This is a genomic window from Rosistilla ulvae, from assembly GCF_007741475.1.
GTDB lineage: Bacteria > Planctomycetota > Planctomycetia > Pirellulales > Pirellulaceae > Rosistilla > Rosistilla ulvae.
This window is the reverse complement of sequence record NZ_CP036261.1, coordinates 2,887,070-2,911,003: the sequence shown is the minus strand read 5'-3', so window position 1 is coordinate 2,911,003 and position 23,934 is coordinate 2,887,070. Positions and strand designations below refer to the sequence as shown.

The window sequence follows — 23,934 nt, the reverse complement described above, 5'->3', positions numbered from 1 at the left end:
CCTCTATTTCTATTTCCGCGTCGATCCGGGACGCGGTCGGAGTGAATGCGAATTCGATGCAGTTGGTGCCGGGAGCTCCGAAACGAGAACGGACGTGTCGGGAGCCTCGCCGGAATAGAAAGCAACGTAGTGTTGGCTTCCGATCACGGTGGCGTTTGCGTTCCCCGAATCCCATGCGATGGGACTCGCGATGGCGACTGCCTCCGATGCTGGCCAGGCGAGCGGATGGTCGAACACGCGGTCGGGATCGACGACTCGGCGCCGCAAGATTCCTCTGCCACGTTCGTAATAATAATTGCTCAGCAAACCCGTTTCGGCGTCCAGGATCAAGCTGGGCGTGGAGGCTCGGACATCGAGGATGTTGGTTTGGGAACGCTTCCAAGTCGCTCCGTAATCGGTCGAGATCAGCTGGAATTGCCCCTGCGCGATCTCCGTCCTTCCCACAGCCAGGATCCTGCCGTCGCCCAGATAAACCGCCGAGGGTTCGGTCGGCCAATCCGCTTTGGTCAATCCCGATTCGATGGTGGTCTGCGTCCACGTGACTCCGTCGTCGCGGCTGGTCATCGTTCCCCATGATTGCGTCGCAGCGTCGCTGTAGTCTCCCGCGAACCACAGCGACATCAGCCCGACCGTGGGAACCGCGAAGACGTCCGTGATTTGCATCGGCTGCACCGCAAGCTCCGGCGTCGCGACGCGCGTGAAGGTCACCCCATCGGTGGTTCGATAGAGGTCGTGGTTCCACTGCTTCCCAATTCGCCGCACCCACAGCAGCATCGCTCCCGTGGAATCGAGTCCCTTGGCGACGGTGACCTCTCCATCTCCCGGCGTGTCGGCGACAGTCGACTCCGCCGTCCATGTTTTTCCGCCATCGTTGGAGGTGCGTGCGAAGACGGCGCGGACATCCTCTTTGATCGAATGAGCTGTGCCTCGGCTGTAAACGCAGACAAGTTTCTCGCCGATCGCCTGGATCATCGGCCACGAGTTGTAGCCGCTTACGTCTTGCACGACGTGTGGCTCGGCAAGTGCCTTCAGCGGCGTCACCTTGACCATGGCTAGGCCCGCGGGCCGCGTGAACGAATCGTTAGGATCGCCCGGTTCCCGCTGGATCCGCACCGTCAACGGAGCTTGCGGATCGACTTCGTAATACGATTCCAGCACGATCGTTCGAGAGTAAAACGGCGCGGCGGGAAGCGCAGTTGGAACGGGCTTGCCCAAAAAATACTTGTCGGTGAACGGGGCATCCTCCACCATCTGCGACAGATGGACTCGGTAGACGTCGTTGTATTCGGGGCGGGTTGTCGGATCTGTCGTCGTGACAAAAATCTCGACTTTCACCGCGACACAGTCGTTCGGGAATCCGCTCACGATTCCAGCGACCGACTGCCCCGTTGTGCCACCCGAAAGCGACCAGATGGGAATGTGAGTGGATCCGCTGGACATCAGCACCAACGAGGGTTTGCCCGTCGCGATCGACATCTCGTTCGCCGCCAGGTAGACAGGCGAGCCCGCAGCACGTTCGCCGTCTCGGCGCTCCCCTCCGCGAGGCACCGCGTCGACAACAGCTCCGTTTTTGTCAGCGGGTGATCCGTTGGGTTCACTCGCCGCGAGGTTGGTGACGAGGGTGGCAAGCAGCACCATGTGGAAGAGTCGTGTTTGCAGATTCATGCTTCGTTTGTCACAGCTTCGTTTCGGGGGCGGCGGACTTCAGGTAAGTGCGGGCGTCGCCGATTTTCGTTTACCAACCGTCTGCGTGATTCGCGTGGACACGTCACGCGAAAGGATTCCTTAACGGCTACGTTTCTTCAATTCGTGCGGATGCCTGTGGGATGGAATTCTACCGTATCCGCCGGTGTTCGGTGGGGTGGGCACTGTCTCGGACCCACGCTAAATCGTTGTTTCAATTCGAGGAATCAACCGGCATGCGATTGCGTCCGGTTCCCTTGGGCAACGCCACGCGAGCGGGAGCCGGCAAATTTGCCTAAGAAGCGGACAAGCGATGAAGCCTGCCGATGCTCGCATTGCAAAACCTCGGCGGACCTGCGTTTCAATCACCCCGTGCTCCTCGAAAGAATCGCCGTGTGTAGCAAAAAGGGAAACTTTAACGCAGAGCCGCAGAGAGCGCAGAGAAGACACTTTTTTAGAAGCGAACAGCGAAACCTCCCGTTGGATTGGCACCGCATTTTAGAAACGCGGTTTTCTGTCCGGCTCTAAGCACAAACACTTAGCAGCCCTGAGGTTTACTCTCGCTTGCCAACAAGCCACCAAAAACTGGAACGCTGTCCGACAATGGGAAGGTTCGCGTGCGGCTGCATGCTTCGATCTACCAAACGTCGCCCTTAGGCACTGGGCTCCAGGCCACGGTGGGGTCCCATTAATGTCAACGGACATGTCAACGAAAGACCTCCTTATGGACAAACACTCCCAGCCAACAAGATGCAAGATTATTTGACATCTGCCTGTCAGTCTTTTAATCTACCTTTTCTTCTAGGGTAATTGCCTTGCTGATTGGCTGTGCCCTTTTGTTCACGTGTTTAGTTCCGGAAGGATGAAGCGATGAAACACTCTCAACCGATGCGCGTCGGCTTTACGCTAGTAGAACTACTTGTTGTTATTGCCATTATTGGAATCTTGGTTGGGCTGCTTTTGCCAGCTGTGCAGGCAGCTCGGGAAGCGGCGCGGCGGATGCAATGCAGCAACAATCTCAAGCAGCAGGGACTGGCGCTGCACAATCACCACGACACCTACAGGAAATTCCCTAACGGAGCGTCGCGATCCAACGGGCCCAACTGGCGTTTTTATATCTTACCAGGACTGGAAGAGGAGAACCTTTACGACCAAGTTGACCAGGGTGCCCATGTGCTATCGGGATGCAATTCTAGCAGCAGCTACGGACAACAGGCGACCGGCAATAATTTGATTTTGATCGACCTGACGGTGCCTACCTATAAATGTCCCTCGAGCGCCCTGCCATCCAACGAACCGGGAGGCAACATGTGCAATTACGATCGTCTGCAAACCCACGATTACGTCGGCATCAGCGGAGCGTTTCCCGATCCGGCAAATCGCACGAATGTTTGTTCAACCGGAGCTTCGTACGGCGTGTACTGCAACACGGGAGTGCTTGTCCCAGAGAAGGAACTCAGCTTCCGCGACATTACCGATGGCACGTCCAACGCGATTCTCGTCGCCGAACAATCGGGGCGTGTAGGAACCAATGACTATCGCAACAACTACCACGGTGGCTGGCGCGGATGGTCAAGTTCCGGCGACGTATCGACCAAGACAGGGGCACATCACATCGCCGGCGTCACGACGGTGGCCTCCGTGATCAATGCGAAAACCGCGCAATCCGGTGGCAATACAGTCCCAAAATCGGATAGGCCCTATGCTGGCAATACCATTCTCAATTCCTTCCACCCGGGCGGTATCCAAGTGTTGCTGGCAGACGGTTCGGTCCGTTTCTTGGCTGAGACATTGGAATTCACCACGCTCAGCCGACTCTCTGTCCGCGATGACGGCAATGTCCTTGCTGAGTTCTAAACTTTGACTTGCGCGCTGCGGTCGCCGCATCCATTGCGGCGACCCGGGCGCTGTCTATTCATTTCAAATAACACAGCAAGTTCGACAAACAATTCAAGCTCAGGTGATTTTATGGTGGCAGTATGCCCTACCCGTCGTTCGTCAGCGTTTCTCTACACAGTGATCGTATGGATCGGGGTTTTACCTTGGGTAAGCGGCTGTGGTAGTTCCCCTGGAGATCCTTCGGGGACGATCAGCGGTCGCGTCACCTACGCGGGGCAGCCTGTCCAACAAGGGGTGGTCACCTTCTACAGCAGCGAGCTTGGTGTGGGCATTTCCGAAGAGCTCCAGGAAGGTGGGCAGTACAAAACGAATACGCCGATCCCAACTGGCAGCTACGTCGTGACGGTCCTTCCGCCCGAACAGCCGCCGTCGATGGAAGAGGAACTGGTTGTCGAGATCGCCCCCGTGAAAGACATCCCCGAAAAGTACCGCGATCCAAGCCAAAGCGGTCTCAAGTTGGAAGTCACCCAGGGAGACAACTCCTTCGATATTGACATGACGAAGTAGCGACACGTCCGATGCTTCCGTCCGGCGAGGCCTTCAAACCGAAGGCCTCGCAAAGCGGCACTCTTCGGTAATTTGCACCCAACGATGAAGCCAAGCCGGGCCACGCCCAGGGGACAATGTTCTCGTGGTGAGATCGTCATTTGCCCTGCAGGTGGGCATGACCGTGAGGCGTTCACATTGACGGTTGCGATTGTTTCACCGTCGCGTGGCATGGGCATTGCGTCAACTGCGGCATCGATGCTCCTCTGGCAACGAGACGTTTCTTTGCAAACGCCAAAGGCTTTCGGAAACAGAGGTGATCGACGGACCGTTTGTGGCATTTCACTGGCTGTTTTGAAACAACGTTTGGCATGGCCTCAAGTCGAACGCTGATTGTCGTTGAACAACGATGGCGACGCGTCGTTGGGCTCAAGCCAGACGCTACCAGAGCATCACGGCTGCGAATGCGAGAACCGGTCCCATCAGGGCAAGGCGTTTGAGGGTCCGCCAGCGTCGTTGCGACGTCCCGGGTTCTATCCTGCGCCAGTCTGCGAGGTACCAACAGATCGTTTGGGCGCCATATAAGATACTGATCATCAAGAACGTCATTAAACGCGCATCGGGATTACGATCGTACCATGACGACGCTCCCGAGACGCCACTGGCAATCATCCATGTGACGCAACACCACGCGATCGTAAGCAGATACGCGATCCAATATAAACCCGGTGAGAGCCGACGTTGCTGGTTTTGACGCGCAGCCCAAATGGTCCATAACTCGCACGGAATGATCACCAAGCCATGGACCAACAACGATTCAACCATGTCACTCGGATTGAAGACGGATTGACCGTACATCGGAATCGCCACCAAGCCTGCGATCCCAAAGAAAATCCGAGCGCAGACGACAAGGATGATCGCCGCCGACAGATCGGAAACCCGCGCGGGACGTTGGCTCCACCGCCGCAATCGATGCCACGGGCTCTGAGCGCGTGCGGAGATGGCATCCCCCTCCAAAAATCGATGTAGGTCGGCGGCCAGATCCGCACTACGCGAGTACCGATCCTCAGGCACTCTCTCCAGACACTTCATGCAAATCGTGGCGAGATCCTTGTCGATTTCTGGCAGCACCTGCGAAATGGGCACCGGCGTGTCGTTCTGCAATCGCATCAATACCGCCGGATAATTCGACGCTGCAAATGGCGGCGATCCGGTGAGTAGATGGTACAAGATTGCCCCGATCGAAAAGATGTCCGTCGCCTGCCCTGCCTCTCCATCGCCTCCATGGGCTTGCTCGGGAGACATATACAGCGGGGTGCCCAGCATGACGCTGCTGCCGGTTTCTTTTAGACGCTGATCGATCGAGCATGCCAACCCAAAATCGGTCACCCGTGGGATCCAAGGCAGCGAGTTGGAATCGCCGTTCTCGCGGTTGGGAAACAACAGAACATTCGCCGGCTTTAGGTCGCGGTGTAGCACATTGTGCTGGTGGCCGTACTGAACTGCATCGACGACGTCAGCGATCGTTCGCGCCGCAAGTATCGGATCGATGGGGCCGGTTTGCCGCTCGATCCAAGCCCCAAGCGTCTCCCCCTCGCACAGGGCCATCACCAGAAAACGCTGTCCCTGATCGGTCGTCCCGATCTCATAGACCGGAACAATGCCGGGATGATCGAGCGTCGCGACCGCACGCGCCTCGCGGTGCAATCGACGATGCATTTCGGCCGGGTCAGTGCCATCGACGCGGGCCACCTTGATCGCGACGTCACGGTCCAGTTCGGGGTCACGCGCTTGATAGACCGTTCCCATCCCTCCGCGTCCCAACAAACCCGACACTTCAAAGCGTCCGATTTTCTCGGGCAGAACAGGTTCCGGCGGGGGCACTTCGGCCCGCTCAAAAACAGTATTCAGCATCCGCAGCACACGGGCCGTCTTGGCGTGTTCCTGTTCAAAACGAACGTCAACTGGATCCGAATCCGAAGCGAGCGCACGTTCATATCCGGCTGCGCGGCGGGCTTGGTCGTCGACGTCTTTGCGGGAATCGCTCACACGGCACCGTCGATCTGGTGTCCAATCGTTTGAATCGCTTCGAACCAGCGACGTCGGCAGGTGGAGGTTGGCAGATTAAGTTCTGTCGCAATCTGATCAAACGTACGGTTGTCGAGATAACGCATCTGTACGATCTGGCGTAGCTCTTCAGGCAATTGTCCGATCGCGCCAAGCAGTTGCGCCACGTCTTCTTTGGCAGAGAGCACCGCACTTGGCGAATCTCCGTCATCTGCCGTTTGGCTCAGACAGTTTTCCCCGTCGGGCAATTCACGCTGTAGACGCCGTTTCTCGGAAACCTTGAACCGACGAAAACCTTCGATCAGCTGGTGATTCAAAATCGTTAACAGCCAGGCGTTGAGGAGTTCAGGGCGTTGGCCCCGAAAGTCTCCAAAATCGCGTGTCGCCACCGCGAAGGCGTCTTGAACCAAATCGGAGCCCGACATCTTCTTTCGCATCTTCGAATCAAGCTTTGCCCGGGCAACATGAGTTAAAAGCTCACGATGCGGCTCCAGCAGTTTCCCCAACGACGCGTCGCAACCAGCGCGTGTTTCTCGCAGCAGTCGCTGGAATTCATTGTCGGTTAGCGGCGATCCATCGGCAGTAGTGCTCATGCGACTGACCTCTGACAAGTCGTTCGTATTGCTCGGATCACGAAATCGGTGGTGCTGACTTGCATGTACGTATTTCAACCTAACCGCACGCAAACCACCATACTGCACGCAAGTCCACCCTTGCGGGCTACCCGGCGGCCACCACGCGGCAGCTTTAACGATAATCCGAATTTTGTGGTTTTTGCGGCAAAGAAATCCGCCAATACCTTTTGAGGGGGGTTACCGGTACGCGTAACGATGCCACTGCGTCGGCACGTGGAAAAGCCTCCAGAACGACAATGACGGAATCCAAGCGGCACAGCACACGGTTAGAAAAGCGATCCGATGAGTCAGGCACGAATAAAACGTTCAAGCAAGCGAAACAATAAGTCACAATTGGCGCCGAGGCGACGACGAATGCTCGCCGAACAACTGGAAGATCGGCGGATGCTGGCGACAGTGGTTTGGGACGGTGGTGGCGACGACGCTTTCTGGTCGACGCCCGCCAACTGGACCAATAACGTAGCGCCTGTTTCAGGTGACCAACTTGAATTTCCTAGCGGTGCGGCTCGATTAGCGAACACGAACAACTTCGCCACCGGTACAGCTTTCGATTCGATCGTCTTCACTGACGCCGGCTACACGCTCACCGGCAACAGTATTGGACTGGCCAATGGGATCGACAACCAGTCTGCCGGCACAAACACGTTTAACGTACCACTGGAATTGACCGGCTCTCAGACGATTCAGACAGATGGTGCACTGGACATTCAGGGAACGATCGATCTTGGCACTCACACGCTCACGCTGAACGATGAGACGATTCCCGGCATGATGAGTCTTTCAGGCATGATTAGTGGCAGTGGCGGCATCACCAAGACAGGATCCGTTTCGCGAGTCCGGCTACTTGGCGACAATACCTACTCGGGAATCACTCAAATCCTTGAAGGGACGATCGACATTTTTCACGACGAAGCCCTCGGTGCAGCGTCGGGTGCCACCAGCCTGTCTTCCGGCGCGACCCTCGTCCTCAACGGAGTCACAACCGCAGAACCCTTTAATATTGGGAGTGCCACAATTACCGGATTTGGCACGTTAAGTGGCCCAACCACAATTTTGGCGAACAGCCCAACGTTCCTTTCGCAATCCAATCATGTGCTGACAGTTTCTGGCAACATCACCGACAACGGCGCCGGACACGAAGTCAGATTGCGCCCGTTTGGTGCGGACAGTTCCGTTGTGCTCTCGGGAACTGGAGCGTGGTCCGGCCAGACATCGGTAAGTGGAAGCGGGACTCTGCGGCTGAATGCCGCGGATGCAATTCCCGATGCCAGTCGTCTTTTCATCGGATCCGACAGCCCCACCATCGTTCTAGATGGTTTCGACGAAACGATCGGTTCGCTGCAGGGAACCGTTGGCGAGATTGATCTTGGAACACAAACGCTGACAACCGGTGGCAACGAGTTGAGCAATGACTTTGGTGGCCTCATCAGTGGTAGTGGTGGTCTGACGAAGATCGGGACAGGCACGCAGACATTGAGTGGCAGCAACACCTATTCAGGGGCGACATCTATCAATGCGGGGACTCTTTACGACAGCGGGGGCTTTGGCGGTGCCATCCCCAATGGCAGCGCGGTGGCGATTGCGTCCGGTGCGACTCTCAGCCTGGATCCAGCCATAGGCTTCGATGGAATTGGTTCACTGGCTGGAGAAGGTGACGTTGTTCTCAACGGATCTGTCAGTCTGCAAAATGGAGGCGACGGCCAATCAACAGCCTTCAGCGGTGTCATCCGTGGTGGCGGTCACCTGACACAGAATGGCTCTGGGACTCTGACTCTGAGCGGTGTCAACAGCTACACCGGTGGCACTGGGATCAGTGCTGGCTCAATCCGAATTGGCGCGTCCGGTGCAATTCCAGACGTGGGCGAAGTCGCTGTTAACTCCGGCACCACACTGGACCTCAACGGCTTCGATGAAACAATTGGTCGACTGCGTGGTCAGAACGGAGGCGGAGAGATCGCGTTGGGCGGTGGTACGCTGACGACGGGGGATGCAAGCAGTTCCACTTACAATGGTGTGATCAGCGGCACTGGCGGTTTAGTGAAGCAGGGTTCAGGTATATTCACGCTGTCAGGAGCGAATACGTACACCGGAGTCACCACGGTTCAAAGTGGACGTCTGAATATTGACGGTAGCCTTGCCGATGGACCTGCGGCAAGTGATGTCGTCGTCGCCTCCGGCACAACTCTCGGCGGTTCAGGGACAGTTAACGGTGCAGTGCAGTTGAATAGCACCGCCATGCTGAGTCCAGGCAACAGTCCTGGCAGACTCACTACGGGCGATCTCCGACTTACATCCGGTTCAACGTTCTTCGTCGAAATTGACGGGGCAACCGCCAGCACCGAGTATGACCAAATTGTTGTCAATGGCACGGTGGATCTGGGTGGTGCCACGTTGGATGCCGCGCGAACCTATGCGCCTCTGATAACCGACACGTTTCTGATCATCGACAACGTTGGATCTGACAGTGTCACCGGAACTTTTAACGGCCTTGCAGAGGGAAGTGTCGTTGGCATCGACGGTAGGAACTTTCAGATTTCCTACCTTGGAGGCGACGGCAACGACGTCACACTGACTCCAATGCCAAACGTCGTGAAGGGTGCGAAATTTGAAGACCTGAATGCGAATGGGGTTCGCGATCCTGGTGAGCCTGGTTTGGCGGGCTGGACAATCTTTGTCGATACCAATGGCAATCGTGTGCTCGATACCGGAGAAATCAGCGACACAACTGACAGCGATGGCGTTTACACGATTAGCAATGTTCCCGCAGGATCGCTTGATATCGTCGAAGTCGGTAAATCCGGCTGGGTCGCCAGTCTGCCAGCACCGGTGGCTGCCAGACTCGTCGAACCGAATCCGCCGATTCTGGCGCGTACCGGGATTTCGAATACTACATTGAGTACCGATATCACCGCAGACACGACGTGGACAAAAGCGGCTGGGCCTTACTTGGTGACCACCCCCGTCACCATTTCTGCGGGCGCGACTCTGACGGTCGAACCCGGTGTAGAAGTTTTGTTTGCGGCTGGTGCACACTTGGTTGTTGAGGGCGAGTTGTCAGCTGTCGGTACGAGCGCCGACCCGATTCTGTTTACATCATCCGCAGCCACGCCGGCCAAAGCTGACTGGAATGGAATCAATATACGCAATACGCAGGGGGGGCATGTGGTACTGGAGTTTGTGACGCTGGAATATAGCAGTACAGGGATTCAGGTCGAATGTTGCAGCACCACATCCCCTGCCGTGATCTCGGACAGCGTTTTCCGCCATAACCAGTCGGGCGTCGGCGGCTATTCTGGTGCAAAGGTTATCATTGAACGCACCGTCTTCGACAGCAACACTTACGGCGTTTCGAGTGTCGACAAGCAAATCACAGATTCATTATTCGCCAACAACACGACAGGTATTCGTGACGGCGGACGGACGACTGTCTGGACGAGCACATTTCGAAACAACTCCATCGGAATCACCGGTGCGTCGGACATGTCGGTGTATTATTCTCGGATCACAGAAAATGCGACCGGAGTGGAAGCATCCTTTAATTCTGGGCCCCGGCTGTACAATAACGAGATCAGTAACAACGATATCGGAGCGATCCTGGGCAGTGGCCGCAACGACGCGATTACGGTTGAAGGAAATTCGTTCCACAACAATACGACTCTCAACCTGAAAACCTTCGGCACCAACAACAAAGTCGCAGCGAACAATTACTGGGGTGTGACCGACAGCGCCAGCATCAACGCAACCATTGAGGATGCTCGAGAGGACGTTGGTCTCGGGCTCGTTTCCTACGAACCCATTCTTACTGCCGCGCCAGAGGTGACACCATTGCTTGCGGGGAGTTTTCCAGTAAGCGTGTCACATGGGGAAACCCTTTCGAACGTTGACTTTGGCAATTATCAACTAACGACGATCAGCGGTGTTAAGTTCGATGACATTAACGGCGACGGCATCAAAGACGCAGGCGAATCTGGCCTCGAGGGTTGGACGATTTACATCGACACCAACGACAATGGCCAATTGGACAACTTCGAACACCGAGTCGCGACCGCTTCCGATGGGACCTACGCCTTTACGAACCTAACCCCAGGCTCCTATCGGCTCCGCGAAGTCGGACGCGCTGGCTGGATCAACACCCTTCCGGCAACCGGGTTTGTCGACCTCTCCACCACCAGCGGGTCCACGATAACCGATATCGACTTCGGCCATCATGAAACCGATCGTCCCGCTCCCGTCGAAATTCATGGCGTCAAATTTGATGATCTTGATGCCGACGGCATTCAGGATGCCGGAGAGCCAGGACTGTCGGACTGGACAATTTTCTTAGATCTCAACAACAATCGGCAGAAAGATACCGGCGAGCCGAGTACCACCACGGCCGATGACGGCAGCTACAGCTTTACCAATCTGGCGGCGGGGACCTATTCCGTTGGTGAAGTGCCACAGGCCACCTGGCAGCAGTCGTTGCCAGCGTTGGAAACTCCGGCACCTCCGGCGGCACCGGCAACGACGACCATCGATCACGCAACGATCTCCACCGCCGCAACGGTAAATGGTGCGCTATTTGAAGACACAACGTGGAGCCTCGCCGATTCTCCGGTTCGCGTGACTGGCGATGTTTTGGTCTTTCCCGATACGACGCTCTCCATCGATCCGGGCGTCGTGGTGCTGTTTGATTCCGGAACCCGCCTGACAGTCCGTGGCCACCTAGATGCCGTCGGTACCGACGCCGCTCCCATCCTGCTGACCAGTTCGTCGGCGACTCCGGCGATGAACGACTGGAACGGCATTCAACTGGAAAACACGATCGGCGGCACAGCGGAACTGGGCTTCGTCGCACTGGAGTACGCCAATACTGCGTTCCAGGTTTCATGCTGCACCAATTCGATCATTCCAGCCACCATTTCGGACAGCACGTTCCGGCACAACTCGCTTGTCTTCGGCGGCTATTCTGGCGGAGACGTCGAAGTCTTCCGTTCGTTGTTTGAAAACAACACTTCGGTTTCCAGAAACGGTGACCGTACCTTTTACGATTCGATTTTCCGCAACAACGGCACGGTGATCGATCGTGCCGGGCGTCATAAGGTTGTCAATGGATTGTTCGAGAACAACGATATCGCAGTCGACACCGGCAGCGACACGCTGATCGAATACTCAACGTTCACGGGAAATCGCATCGCCGTTACCTCTGCTGGGTATGGCGGTCCGCAGTTGCGCAACAACAACATCGTTGGCAACGAAATCGGACTTGAACTGACGTCACATTTTACAACGGCAGTCACAAGCAACAACATCTTCGACAACACCGTCTTCAACGCCCAGAACCTCTCTGTCAATGATCGCAACCTAGCAGGCAACTACTGGGGAACCCAATCGGCACTTGAAATTGCGAATTCCGTTTACGACAGCGCTGATGACGGTTCCGTGGGAACCGTGACGGTCGATCCTTATTCGCTTCAGGAACTCGATGCCACTCCACCCGTGGTTGGATTCCATTCACTTACACTGGGATCCGGTGAGATCGCCGTTGACGCGAACTTCGGGAATTTCCAAAAGATAACCGCTTCGTTTTCCGACGCGACGGCATCGGCTGACGAGGACGCGGGTGTCGTGCAGATTGTGGCTCAGCTTGCCCAACCGCTGCCGTTTGATACGACGGTGCCAGTCACGTTCTCTGGCACGGCCGATCTGAATTTCGACTATTTCGCATCGGACCCGAACTTCTTTTTCCCTGCAGGTAGCACTACGGGTACGTTAACTTTAGCTATCGACGATGACCTTCGATTCGAGGGGGCGAACACCGTCGTCCTAACGATGCAGCCTGGCGTTGGTGTAGCGCCAGGTGCAACGCCAGTTCAAACGCTGACCATCAACGACAACGACGCAATCCCCGAATTGTCGTTCTTTACATTGGGCGTTACCGCCGCGGAAGATGCGGGTCCGATCGTGATTGAAGCACGTATTTTGGCGGAATCCGAAGTCGATATCCACGTACCGATTCTGTTGTCGGGTACGGCAACAAACGGAACCGACTACGCAATCGCCGCCGATCCTGAGATTTGGATTCCGGCCGGTTCGCTTCGCGGTTCGATTCCTTTGATGATCGTTGACGATACAACGCCGGAGTTGACCGAGCGTATCGTTGCAGAACTTGGCACGCCAATCGGAGCAACGCTTTCTACCGCCGTCGGTGATCCGCTGACGCACGTGATTACGATCCCACAGAATGACGTCCCCAATGTTAGTTTTACTGCGAGCCAAGGTAGTTTTAGCGAAAACGGCGGTCAGCTTGCGGCGACGGTGCGCCTATCGGAACCACATGTACTTCCGGTAACCGTCCCTTACACTCTTGTGAACGGCCTCGAGGTAACAGCTGGCGATTACAGCGTCTCGCCAATTGGGTCGATTGTGATCGCTGCCGGAGAGACGGAGGGCGTTATCACGCTGACGGGCCTGGATGACATCATCGACGAAAACAACGAGAACGTCACCCTACGGCTAGGAGAACCAACAAATGCCGTCCTGGGTACCACACGCTCATTTGTGGGCACCATCATCGACGACGATACATCGATCTTAGAGTTTTCGTCGAGCGGAACCACGGTTTGGGAAAATGCAGGTCCGCAGACGGTAACACTGACGCTAACCCCTCCGTCGGCAACGGATGTTACCGTACTGCTGTACACAACGGGCGTGAAGTCGACGGGCAGTTCACGCGACTTCGATATTAGCACGACCTCGGTCACGTTCACTGCTGGACAGACAAGCAAGACCCTCACGGTCGATCCTTATGCTGACTCCCATAACGAAGGTGACGAGTACGGCTACGTAAGAATCGCCAATTCCGACGGCGTGAAGATTGGAAACCAAGATTATTTTCGGCTCAAGATCCGCGACGATGATCCTTACGTCTACATGGGTGAAGGTTCCAGCATCAGTGAGCGAAACCAAACCAGCACGTCGATTACGTTGCGGCTGACAGCCTCATCAAACCGTACCGTCACGGTTCCGCTCTCCTATGCGGGCTCTTCCGCGGGGCGCAACAGAGATTTTACAGGACCATCAAGCGTAACGTTCAGCCCCGGCCAAACCAGCAAGACATTCACAATCAAAGCCAAGAACGACAGCATTGATGAATACACCGAAAAAGTTAAAGTCAGCATCGCAACCCCCACCAATGCTACGACATCATCGAAACTTAAAAGGTCAGAAACCGTTAGCGTATATGACGACGACGCCCAGCCAGTTGCTTCGTTTAAGGTGACATCGTATGAGCGGAAAGAAGGCCAGGGGGCATGGGTGGAGGTCCGGCTTTCCAGGGCAAGTGGCAAAACGATCACCGTGCCGATTGGGATTTCAAGATACTCGACCGCAACCACCAGCGACCATAATTTCCGCAACAGGACACTGACCTTTAAGCCGGGAGAGACGATCAAGTCCTTCCAGGTCAGAATTACAAATGACAGCCGCAGCGAGAACAGGGAAAGGTTGTTGCTGTTCCTCTCAAGCAATACAAAGAATGCCGTAACCGACAAATCGAGAAACCTATTCTCCGTTTACATCGTTCCAAGTGATGCCTGCCGAGTCTTGTCTTCCAGTTCAAGTAACGCGGAGACGGTTTCCGGCACGCTGGCCGTGAACCCAAGGATCAATTTAAAAACGATTGGCGATTGTCGCTCTGGGTTCGGAAGCTCGATCAATCTGTCGCAGATCCCCGTCTCCGACCGCATTTTCAACGGACAGTTAGCGGTCAACGGAGGCTATATCGTCGACGGCACTGCCTTCTTCGATGCCAATTTCAATGGAATCGTCGATTATCTCGACTTGAATGACAATGGTATTCAGGACGAAGGTGAACCGTCCGAACCGGTCACGACAACCCTGCAGGACGGAAGCTTTGCCCTTGATATCGATTCTGCTTTTGATGTGGATGGCAACGAGACCCTGGATCTCGATGAAGGCCGCTTCGTTCTAATCGGTGGCACCGATGGGGCAACACAACTGCCATTCGTCGGCCAGTTCTCGTCCGTACCCGGACAGTTACTGCTCAGTTCGATCTCGTCGACGATTCAGCATCTCACGCAACTGGGATTTGATATTCCACAGGCAAGCGAGCGCGTGGTTCAGTCGATGGGAATGCCTGACGGCATGGAACTCGACACACTGGACCTGTTTGAGGCGACGATGGATGGCAATGCGGATGCTGCAGTCGGATATGCACGTTCCGCCGAACTGTTCAATGCCACCGTCGACGCGGCAAGCCTGTTCTCCGCCGCGCCTGGCGCTCCGCCCTCGAATTTGCTTGTTGATCTGGCCTACGCTGAGATCGCTTCGCGCATCCAGGATGCTGGTTCAGAAATCGACTTGGCGAATGAATCCACCGTACGTTCGTTGCTTGAAGGAATCGGATTCCGTACCGGCATCACACTCTCGGCCGACGTGATTGATGGTGCAGCTTCATTGATCGCACGCGGCAATTTGAAGATTCGCGACCTGCCCGTCACCACGGACGCCGCATTTGTCGAAGACATCGTGCGGGTGGAAGCATGGATGCAGGGCGCTCTGGCTACGGACTTACAAGCCGTTGCTGGCGGTTCGACGGATATCGCGACCGTGCTCGCGGCCTATGCGGGCGCGGCCCTTGACACGGCTGTCGCCAATACGCCCGTTGGAGACATCGAAGTTCCCGTCATCTTTGTGAACGATGTCGTAAAGACCGAAGGCGACGACGGGACGACATCCTTTGACTTCACCGTCTCGCTGACCTCTGCGTCAAAATTCCCTGTCTCGGTTGAATACCAGACGAACGACGATACGGCGGAGGCTGCCGATGGCGACTATACGCCAACCAGTGGCACGTTGAACTGGGCTCCAGGTGAATCGGGCGAGCAAACGGTCAGCGTTGTCGTTCGTGGCGACGAGGTTGCCGAAGCGGACGAAAGGTTTCTGCTGAACTTATTCGACGCCGAAAACGCCATCGTGCGCCGCGAGGTTGGAGCGGGCTTTATCATCAACGACGATGCCGTCGATTATACGGCGACGCATCTTGCCGATCAGACCGAGAATCAGTTTGTCGTCGCACTAAGCGAAGAGGACGTGTTTGTAATCGAAGATGACGTGGAGGTCTTTGGTGGATTCCAGACCGAGCCATGGCAGGCATTGCTCACGGGACAAGACGATATCGATGATACGCTATTCCTCGACTTCTCCGCAGGAACTTATCGAAGCGACACGATCACGTTCGATGGCGGAGGAGGCACAGGATTCGATTCGGCAATTGTCAGCGGTGGAGATTTCGACACCGTAACGGTATCTCTCACCAATGCCACCGACGGCCAGACGGTTTTCGACCCTACCGACAGCGACGAAATCGTATCCCTAGTCTGGTTGGGACTCGAGCCCTTTGAGTTCAATTCGGTAGTCGAAGACATGGTTTTCGAATTGCCTGCGGGGGTGACATCTGCCGTTTTGGAAGACATCGATCCCACAGATGCCACCAAACCTGGCGTCATGCGACTCTACAGTCCAATTGGCGATTTCGAAGAACAGATCTTTCCGAATCCATCGGGATCACTGACCATTCGTGGAGGTGACGGCACCGACACGATTTCGATTGCATCGCTGGACCCGGCGTTCACAGGGGCACTGAACGTGGATGCGGATTTCCTAGGATCCGACGATGTTAACGTGGCCGTCGACGGGGCAATCAATGCAATTGCAGACTTCGCTGTCGAAGCGACTTCAATCACTGTGAATCAGCCGATTACTTTGACCGATTTCGATGTCCGCTTGGCAGCATCAGGGAATTTGATTCTGAACAGTCCCATTGAGTCGACGAATCGCAACGTCGAATTGTCTTCGGGAACGACGACATCGGTTAGCTCGAACATTACGGGGAACATCGTACTAAGTTCAGGCACGTTCGATTTAAGCAATGGAGACAACCTTAATGGGCAAGTCTCGATCCAAGACGGAGCGACAGTAGCGGGCGGCGACATGATTCACGGAAACGTCCACGTCGCATCGGGAGGAACGCTTGCCGGAAACCAAACGGTCACTGGACTCATCACCGTTGCCGATGGCGGAACGCTGAGTCCCGGAGCTGTCAGTCCGAGTGGAATTGGTACGATCCAGGCCTCGGCCCTGAAACTTCTGGCGGGTTCTCTGTACCACGTGGATATTCTCCGGACAGACGCTGGTTACTCAGACAAAATTATAACCAGTGCGATGTCCAACCAGGGTGGCAAACTCTCGGTCACACTTACCGGATCCCCGGATGCAGGAGAAACATTTCAGATCATTGACATCCGCAGTGACGCCGGAGCGGACGAGACAGGGACGGTGTTCCAGGGACTCAGCGAGGGAGCGATTTTCGCGACCGAAGCATCGTTATTCCAAATCAGCTACGGTGGTGACGCCGCGAACTACACTCTAACTGCGGTTGCCGCAAACACGATCACCGGCACGACACCCTCGCTGGCCGCGGGCGTTATCGCTGCGGGTACCACGGAACTGACGATCGACTTCAGCCGCGCGGTCGATGCGGGAGCTGGAACGGCTCCGTTTGTGTTGCAGTCGGTGGGACACGATGGTTTGTTGGGCAATGCCGATGATGTCATGGTCTCGATCGACCCGCCAACGTACAACGGCGATTCCGTAACGCTCACGTTTGCCGCTTTGCCGGAAAGCGTTTATCGCCTGACGAGCACGGATTCACTGCTTGGTCCCGGCGGCGATCCAATCGACGGAGACGGTGATGGTGTTGCGGGAGGTGACTTTGTCGCGGATTTTGTGGTCGGTGCGACGACGCACACACTCACGTCACCCAACGGCTTTGACTTTGACGTCGAATTCGGTGGTTTCGGTGCCGGGCAACTGGTGCAGGGAACAAACAATGCGTTTGACGGTTTGAATCGCCTGCAAGTTGACGGTATTGATTATGGTCCTTCACTTGTGGAACAGTCTTCAGTGCAATCGGTGGCTGTTTCCTCTGCTGGGTCGCTGACAGGAACATTTACAGATGTTCCGGGGCTTACAACGACAATCACGTTGACGGAAGACTCCGTCGTGCTGCTGGATTCACAATTGAACCTGCTGTCCCAGGATAACTCTGCATGGTCGGGTGCGGTGCGATTTTCCATCGATGGTGTTGCTGAACCCAGTTCAGCAACATTTTCCAATCCCTATCAGTTGCCTCAGTTGGTGGGATCAACGAGTTCAGAAAGTGTGAGTGTTGACCCGCCTAATACAATCACATCGGTTGAAGGCAGTCACTCTCATAGCTTTGTTAGCCGAGCGGGCGAATTCGTGCCCGTTTTGACTGAATCATACCATTATGATCCCAACCTAACTATCAACAATTTGTCGCAGAACACGGCATACGCTGGGAACCACAGCCACCAGGTGAATATAGGCCGACTTACTTCAGATTCGCATTCACATTCCCTGGAGCTAGCTCCGTCAGCCTCAGATCGTCACTTGCAAGTTGATGCCGAAGATTGGGTGATGCTACCAGCAGGAACATACGTCATCACGGTCCAGGCAGAATCGACAGGTGCCGTCAGCTTCCAAGCCGAGCAAAGTCTCGATGTTGTGAGTTTCATTCACGCAACAAGCGATGAAAAACTTGCGTCTCCTGTCGGGTCGCTGACAGGAACATTTACAGATGTTCCGGGGCTTACAACGACAATCACGTTGACGGAAGACTCCGTCGTGTTAATGGATTCACAATTGAATCTACTGTCCCAAGATAACTCAGCATGGTCGGGTGCGGTGCGATTTTCCATCGATGGTGTTGCTGAACCCAGTTCAGCAACATTTTCCAATCCCTATCAGTTGCCTCAGTTGGTGGGATCAACGAGTTCAGAAAGTGTGAGTGTTGACCCGCCTAATACAATCACATCGGTTGAAGGCAGTCACTCTCATAGCTTTGTTAGCCGAGCGGGCGAATTCGTGCCCGTTTTGACTGAATCATACCATTATGATCCCAACCTAACTATCAACAATTTGTCGCAGAACACGGCATACGCTGGGAACCACAGCCACCAGGTGAATATAGGCCGATTTACTTCAGATTCGCATTCACATTCCCTGGAGCTAGCTCCGTCAGCCTCAGATCGTCACTTGCAAGTTGATGCCGAAGATTGGGTGATGCTACCAGCAGGAACATACGTCATCACCGTCCAGGCAGAATCGAGAGGTGCCGTCAGCTTCCAAGCCGAACAAAGTCTCGATGTTACCAGCATTTCGTCACGCACCTCGCCAACTTTGAAAAATGCAGGGTCGATGCTTGTCACAGATGTTCAAACGATTTCCGCTTTCAAGGTGTACCGCGAAGTCACGGTTCCCACAACTGGCATCCACGACTTCGCTCACACGATCGAAGTGCTAGAAAATCCCACCGGTGCCGATATCACCACGACCGTCCGGATCGTTGGCAACCTGGGATCCGACGGCGATACAACGGTCTTCAACACCTCGGACAACGATACCGATGTGGAAATTTCCGATCAATGGATCGGAACCGACGACGCCGATGAAAGCGGTTCGCCCGCGATCATCCACTTCATCCATGGCCCCGGCGGGCTGCTGCCTTCGAGCGTTGATGTGATCGATGACAACATCGTCTGGGAATTTGTCGTGACCGTGCCCGCTCATGAAACGGTGCGGCTAATGACGCTGACGATTCTTGCCGATGCGCGCGAAGATGCGGTTGCTGCGGCCGAGAACCTTGTGACCGTTGCTGGTTTCGGCGGCCAAGCTGCCGCCTTCTTGACGCAAGACGAACTCGATTCGCTTTCAAATTTCCAGTTCCAGGGCGAGGTGGAATTCAGTTCCGCCACCGCCTCGGATCTGGAGACCACCACTGGCAGCAAGCTGCCCAAACTGCTGGTCGACGGCGTTATCAGTGAAGATCAGACCATCGACGTCACGATCACCGGTGGATCAGCGGATGTTGGCGACGACTTTACCTTGACCACCAGCGTCACGATTCCTGCCGGCACCTACGATGGAACCTTAGACTTCGCGATCGACATCCTTCTTAGCATCACGGATGAAAGCATCGTCGAACTCGACGAAACCATCGAACTCACCCTCGCCAATCCAAGTGCCGGCCTCCGGATCGAGGATGCCGACGGTGATTCGACAATTCAAGGTACCCATACCTACACGATCACCAACGACGATGCGGCAACGCTAAGCATCGACGATATCACGCAGAACGAAACGGATGCTGGAACGACGACCTTCACGTTCACCGTGACGTTGGATGCCGAAGTCGACACAGGTCTCACGTTCGACTTTGAAACGGCCAACGGTTTGGCGACCGCTGCCGACCATGACTACACCGGGATCTCGCTGACCACCCGTAACTTCGCCAGCACGGCGGCAGGTGCGACCGAAACGATCACGGTCCAAATCCATGGCGACGAGAAGGTGGAGCTCGACGAAACGTTCTTCGTCAATCTGTCCAACATCCTAGCCGGTGGTCGAGACGTGACGTTCGCCAACAACCAAGGCCTGGGGACGATCACCAACGATGATTCTGCCACGCTGAGTATCGACGATATCACGCAGAACGAAACGGATGCTGGAACGACGGCCTTCACGTTCACCGTGACGTTGGATGCCGAAGTCGATACCGGCGTTACGTTCGACTTTGAAACGGCCAACGACTCGGCGACCACTGCCGACAATGACTACACCGGAATCTCAACGACCACCCGCACCTTTGCCAGCACCGCAGCTGGTGCCACCGAAACGATCACGGTCCAAATCCATGGCGATGAGAAGGTGGAGCTCGACGAAAGCTTCTTCGTCAATCTGTCCAACATCCTAGCCGGTGGTCGAGACGTGACGTTCGACAACAACCAGGGCCAGGGGACGATCACCAACGAAGATACGGCCACGCTAAGCATCGACGATATCACGCAGAACGAAACGAATGCTGGGACGACGGCCTTCACGTTCACCGTCACGTTGGATGCCGAAGTCGATACCGACGTCACGTTCGACTTTGAAACGGCCAACGACTCGGCGACCGCGGCCGACAATGACTACACCGGAATCTCAACGACCACCCGCACCTTTGCCAGCACCGCAGCTGGTGCCACCGAAACGATCACGGTCCAAATCCATGGCGATGAGAAGGTGGAGCTCGACGAAAGCTTCTTCGTCAATCTGTCCAACATCCTAGCCGGTGGTCGAGACGTGACGTTCCTTGACGCTCAAGGCCTGGGGACGATCACCAACGATGATGCAGCCAGCTTCACGATCGAAGCGGTCACCGTTAACGAAGGCGAAACGGCAACGTTTACCGTCTCCCTAGATCATCCGATCGATACCGACGTGATCGTCGACATCGACTTCACAAATGGATCGGCATCGGCCGCCGACTACGCAAGCGTTCCTCAGATCGTGACGTTTGCCGCCGGTACTACCACCGCCAGAACATTCACCGTTGCTACGACGGAAGAGGACTTGGTCGAATTGACCGAGACCTTTACTGCAGCACTCAGCACATCGACAGAATTGGGCTCGCGCAACGTGACCGCCAGCGATAGTGCCACCGGTACGATTATCGATGACGATGCCGCCAGCTTTACAATCGAAGCGGTCACCGTTAACGAAGGGAATACGGCAACGTTTACCGTTTCGCTGGATCGTCCGATCGATACCCAAGTTGTTTTGGATATCCACGTTAACGATGGTACGGCTACGGGGGGCGTTGATTTTGATGACGCGTTAGTGCAGTTGACGTTTGATCCGTCGAGTGTCGCGGCTCAGACGTTTGACGTGGCAAGCATGGAAGATGCCATCGATGAAATGGACGAGGACTACGGTCTCTTGTTGGATACGTCGACCGACCTGGGGACAAGATCGGTCACGTTCGGAACGGCAACCGGTACGATATTGGATGATGACGAAGCGGGATTTGTAATCTTCCCCGTGGATGGGCTCTCCGTCACTGAAGCGGGCGGCACTTCCACGGTTACAATCCAACTCACATCGGAACCGACGGCCGAAGTGACCGTGCAGTTCTCGAGCACCGACGCGACCGAAGGTTTGGTGTCGAGCGACGGAGTCAGCTACGCGGCGACAGCGACATTGACGTTTGACGCCAGCAATTGGGATCAGCCGCAATCGATTCTGGTCCAAGGGCAGGACGATGACCGTGGCGATGGATCCGTCGCGTTTTCAATTCAATCCGACGTGTCGAGCGACGATCCCAATTACGACGACTTCCCCATCGCGGATCTCTCTGCCACCAGCCTTGATGACGAACCTGTCATCTCGTTTTCTCACTTGATCGATGGATACGCAGTGGTCGATCTGGCGGACGTCACCCCCGACGGCATCGTCGTCTTTGCTTGGGGAACGGGGCCAGGTTCCACGTTCCTACCCCAATATGGGGTTACGCTGGATATCGCCAATCCCACTTTCAGTTCATTAGCCGAAGGGGGGATCGATGGCACAACGTCCGGTGTCATTCCAGTTCCGTTTACGCTGGAAGGGGATAAATTTTGGTTCCAGGCATTCGAACTTGCCCCCAATCCGCAAGTCTCCAACGTCCTCCCCCTGAACATCGTCGGCTCGCCCGTTGTGGTCACCGCGAACAATCTGGCTCCCGAACCGACGGCAGAACTGCCAAACTTCACAGCCACCGTCGACAAGCCGTTCGACTTCGACGTCGTCGACGATCCGTTTGTCGATCCCGATTCGGACACCTCACTGTTCTACAACGCGCGGCAAAGCGACGGTTCGGCGCTTCCCGAATGGCTCACCTTTGATCCGAATCGCCTCGCCTTCCACAGCGATTCGATTCCCGAATCGGGACAGTGGTCGATCACGGTCACGGCAACCGACAACGGATCGCCGGTTCGTTACTCGAGCACGACGTTTGTTCTGCAAGCCGTCGCCGACCGCAGCGTATGGCAGAATGAATCCAATTCTCGAGATGTCAACGGCGACGATCGGGTTGAGCCGATCGATGCGTTGCTGATTCTGAATCGGTTGAATCGTTCCAACGATCCGTTGCTATCGCACCAACGCGTCGACGGAGCGTCAATGCTTGACGTCAATGGCGATCAACGTGTTACGCCGGTCGATGCGTTGCAGGTGATCAATTGGTTGAATAAGCAGAACGCATACGTGGCAGCGGAATTACCACCATCGTCCCAGCTTCCATCGAAACAGGACGAAGAGAATGATGAAGTTGTCTCCGCGGATGCATTGGATGGGAACCTGTATCCCGACAACGCGCCAACCATCAGGATCGACGCTCCGCATGCGACCACGCCTGTAGACCGTCTGCCATCGAACAACGAGTTCGAAGACTCTGAATCGTTGAGCGAATACGAGCAGACTGTCGACTCAATCTTCGCGGAAGATTTCTAAGATCCGGTTTGCCCATCAACCAGGCGTTTGGCACGGAATGCGAGCTCGATGGACTTCATTTCCACACAGCCAAAGCAAACATGGACGCTGACATGCAAGACAACGTTGGGCGACTTTCGTCGACGTTGTTGGCTTGGCAAACTCGCCCCCCATTCCAAAAGCACTTGCTGCGTCGCGCAACACGACCGTTGCGGCGTTCGCGCCGTCGATGAATTTTCTTGCGAAACCTCTCTCCGAAGCCCCACCTCCCTGCCCACAAACGTGTGCAACACGCGACACCGCGGTGGCAGTGTTGCGTGTTTTCGCCCAAACTCCCCCGCAGCAGCCTTGGCTCCGTAGCACTTATTGCCGGAGACATTCCGAAAGGAGGGATTGGCCTTGGCGCAAACTCTCCGGCAGGGCAGTACCGCCCCCATTCAGATCCCCGATGCACGGCAGGGAAAGGGACTTTCCTGTTCGCATCCCCTGGAAATTGCCTTGTCGGCCATGCTCAAATCGACCGTTGTCGTTGTTCTCAGTCCACCAGTGTTGGGGGACTCTCTTCGTAATTCTTGTGAACGTGACAGCGATGTTGAATCACAGTAATATTGCTGTCCCCTAGCGATTCGGCCTCACCTTGCGTTGGTTTGCTGTGCCCCCCAACATGCGTCAGGGATACCACTCCATTGTTTGCCGCGAGACGAAGAGCAATTTTGGATTCAGCTTCCCGTAGTGGGACGATTGCCTAGGGCCCCACCTTGGCCAAACTCAGTCAGGGCGCGCTCGAATA

Annotated in this window: 6 protein-coding genes; 3 read left to right on the top strand and 3 right to left on the bottom strand. The window is 55.6% G+C overall.

Annotated elements, in window-relative coordinates:
- Window positions 1–9 precede the first annotated feature (9 nt).
- Entirely contained in the window at window positions 10–1,665 is a 1,656-nt protein-coding gene (locus tag EC9_RS10340; RefSeq protein WP_246106057.1) for a sialidase family protein, read from the bottom strand.
- An 888-nt stretch (window positions 1,666–2,553) separates the two neighbouring features.
- On the opposite strand from EC9_RS10340, the gene EC9_RS10335 reads away from it, so the two are divergent.
- Window positions 2,554–3,540, top strand: coding sequence for a DUF1559 family PulG-like putative transporter (locus EC9_RS10335; RefSeq protein WP_145344758.1), 987 nt, complete (start codon window positions 2,554–2,556; stop codon window positions 3,538–3,540).
- Between the two features lie 159 nt (window positions 3,541–3,699).
- Window positions 3,700–4,089 (top strand): hypothetical protein, encoded by a 390-nt coding sequence (locus EC9_RS10330; protein WP_246106056.1) that lies wholly within the window; start codon window positions 3,700–3,702, stop codon window positions 4,087–4,089.
- A gap of 420 nt (window positions 4,090–4,509) precedes the next feature.
- Here EC9_RS10330 and EC9_RS10325 read toward each other — a convergent pair whose 3' ends face one another.
- The gene (locus EC9_RS10325; protein ID WP_145344755.1) at window positions 4,510–6,117 is read right to left on the bottom strand and encodes a serine/threonine-protein kinase; all 1,608 of its coding nucleotides are present in this window, start codon (window positions 6,115–6,117) and stop codon (window positions 4,510–4,512) included.
- The gene (locus EC9_RS10320; protein ID WP_145344752.1) at window positions 6,114–6,728 is read right to left on the bottom strand and encodes a sigma-70 family RNA polymerase sigma factor; all 615 of its coding nucleotides are present in this window, start codon (window positions 6,726–6,728) and stop codon (window positions 6,114–6,116) included. Before EC9_RS10320 ends, EC9_RS10325 begins: the two co-directional genes overlap by 4 nt.
- Before the next feature lie 396 nt (window positions 6,729–7,124).
- Between EC9_RS10320 and EC9_RS10315 the strand changes: the two genes are divergently transcribed.
- Complete coding sequence (locus tag EC9_RS10315; protein WP_218934713.1) at window positions 7,125–23,165, top strand: Calx-beta domain-containing protein; 16,041 nt, start codon at window positions 7,125–7,127, stop codon at window positions 23,163–23,165.
- Window positions 23,166–23,934 lie beyond the last annotated feature (769 nt).

What these genes read in the sequence shown, in the direction of transcription:
- EC9_RS10315 (WP_218934713.1), top strand. Translation starts at nt 7,125, where the DNA reads ATGCTCGCCGAACAACTGGAAGATCGGCGGATGCTGGCGACAGTGGTT.
- EC9_RS10335 (WP_145344758.1), top strand. Translation starts at nt 2,554, where the DNA reads ATGAAACACTCTCAACCGATGCGCGTCGGCTTTACGCTAGTAGAACTA.
- EC9_RS10340 (WP_246106057.1), bottom strand. Translation starts at nt 1,665, where the DNA reads ATGAATCTGCAAACACGACTCTTCCACATGGTGCTGCTTGCCACCCTC.
- EC9_RS10320 (WP_145344752.1), bottom strand. Translation starts at nt 6,728, where the DNA reads ATGAGCACTACTGCCGATGGATCGCCGCTAACCGACAATGAATTCCAG.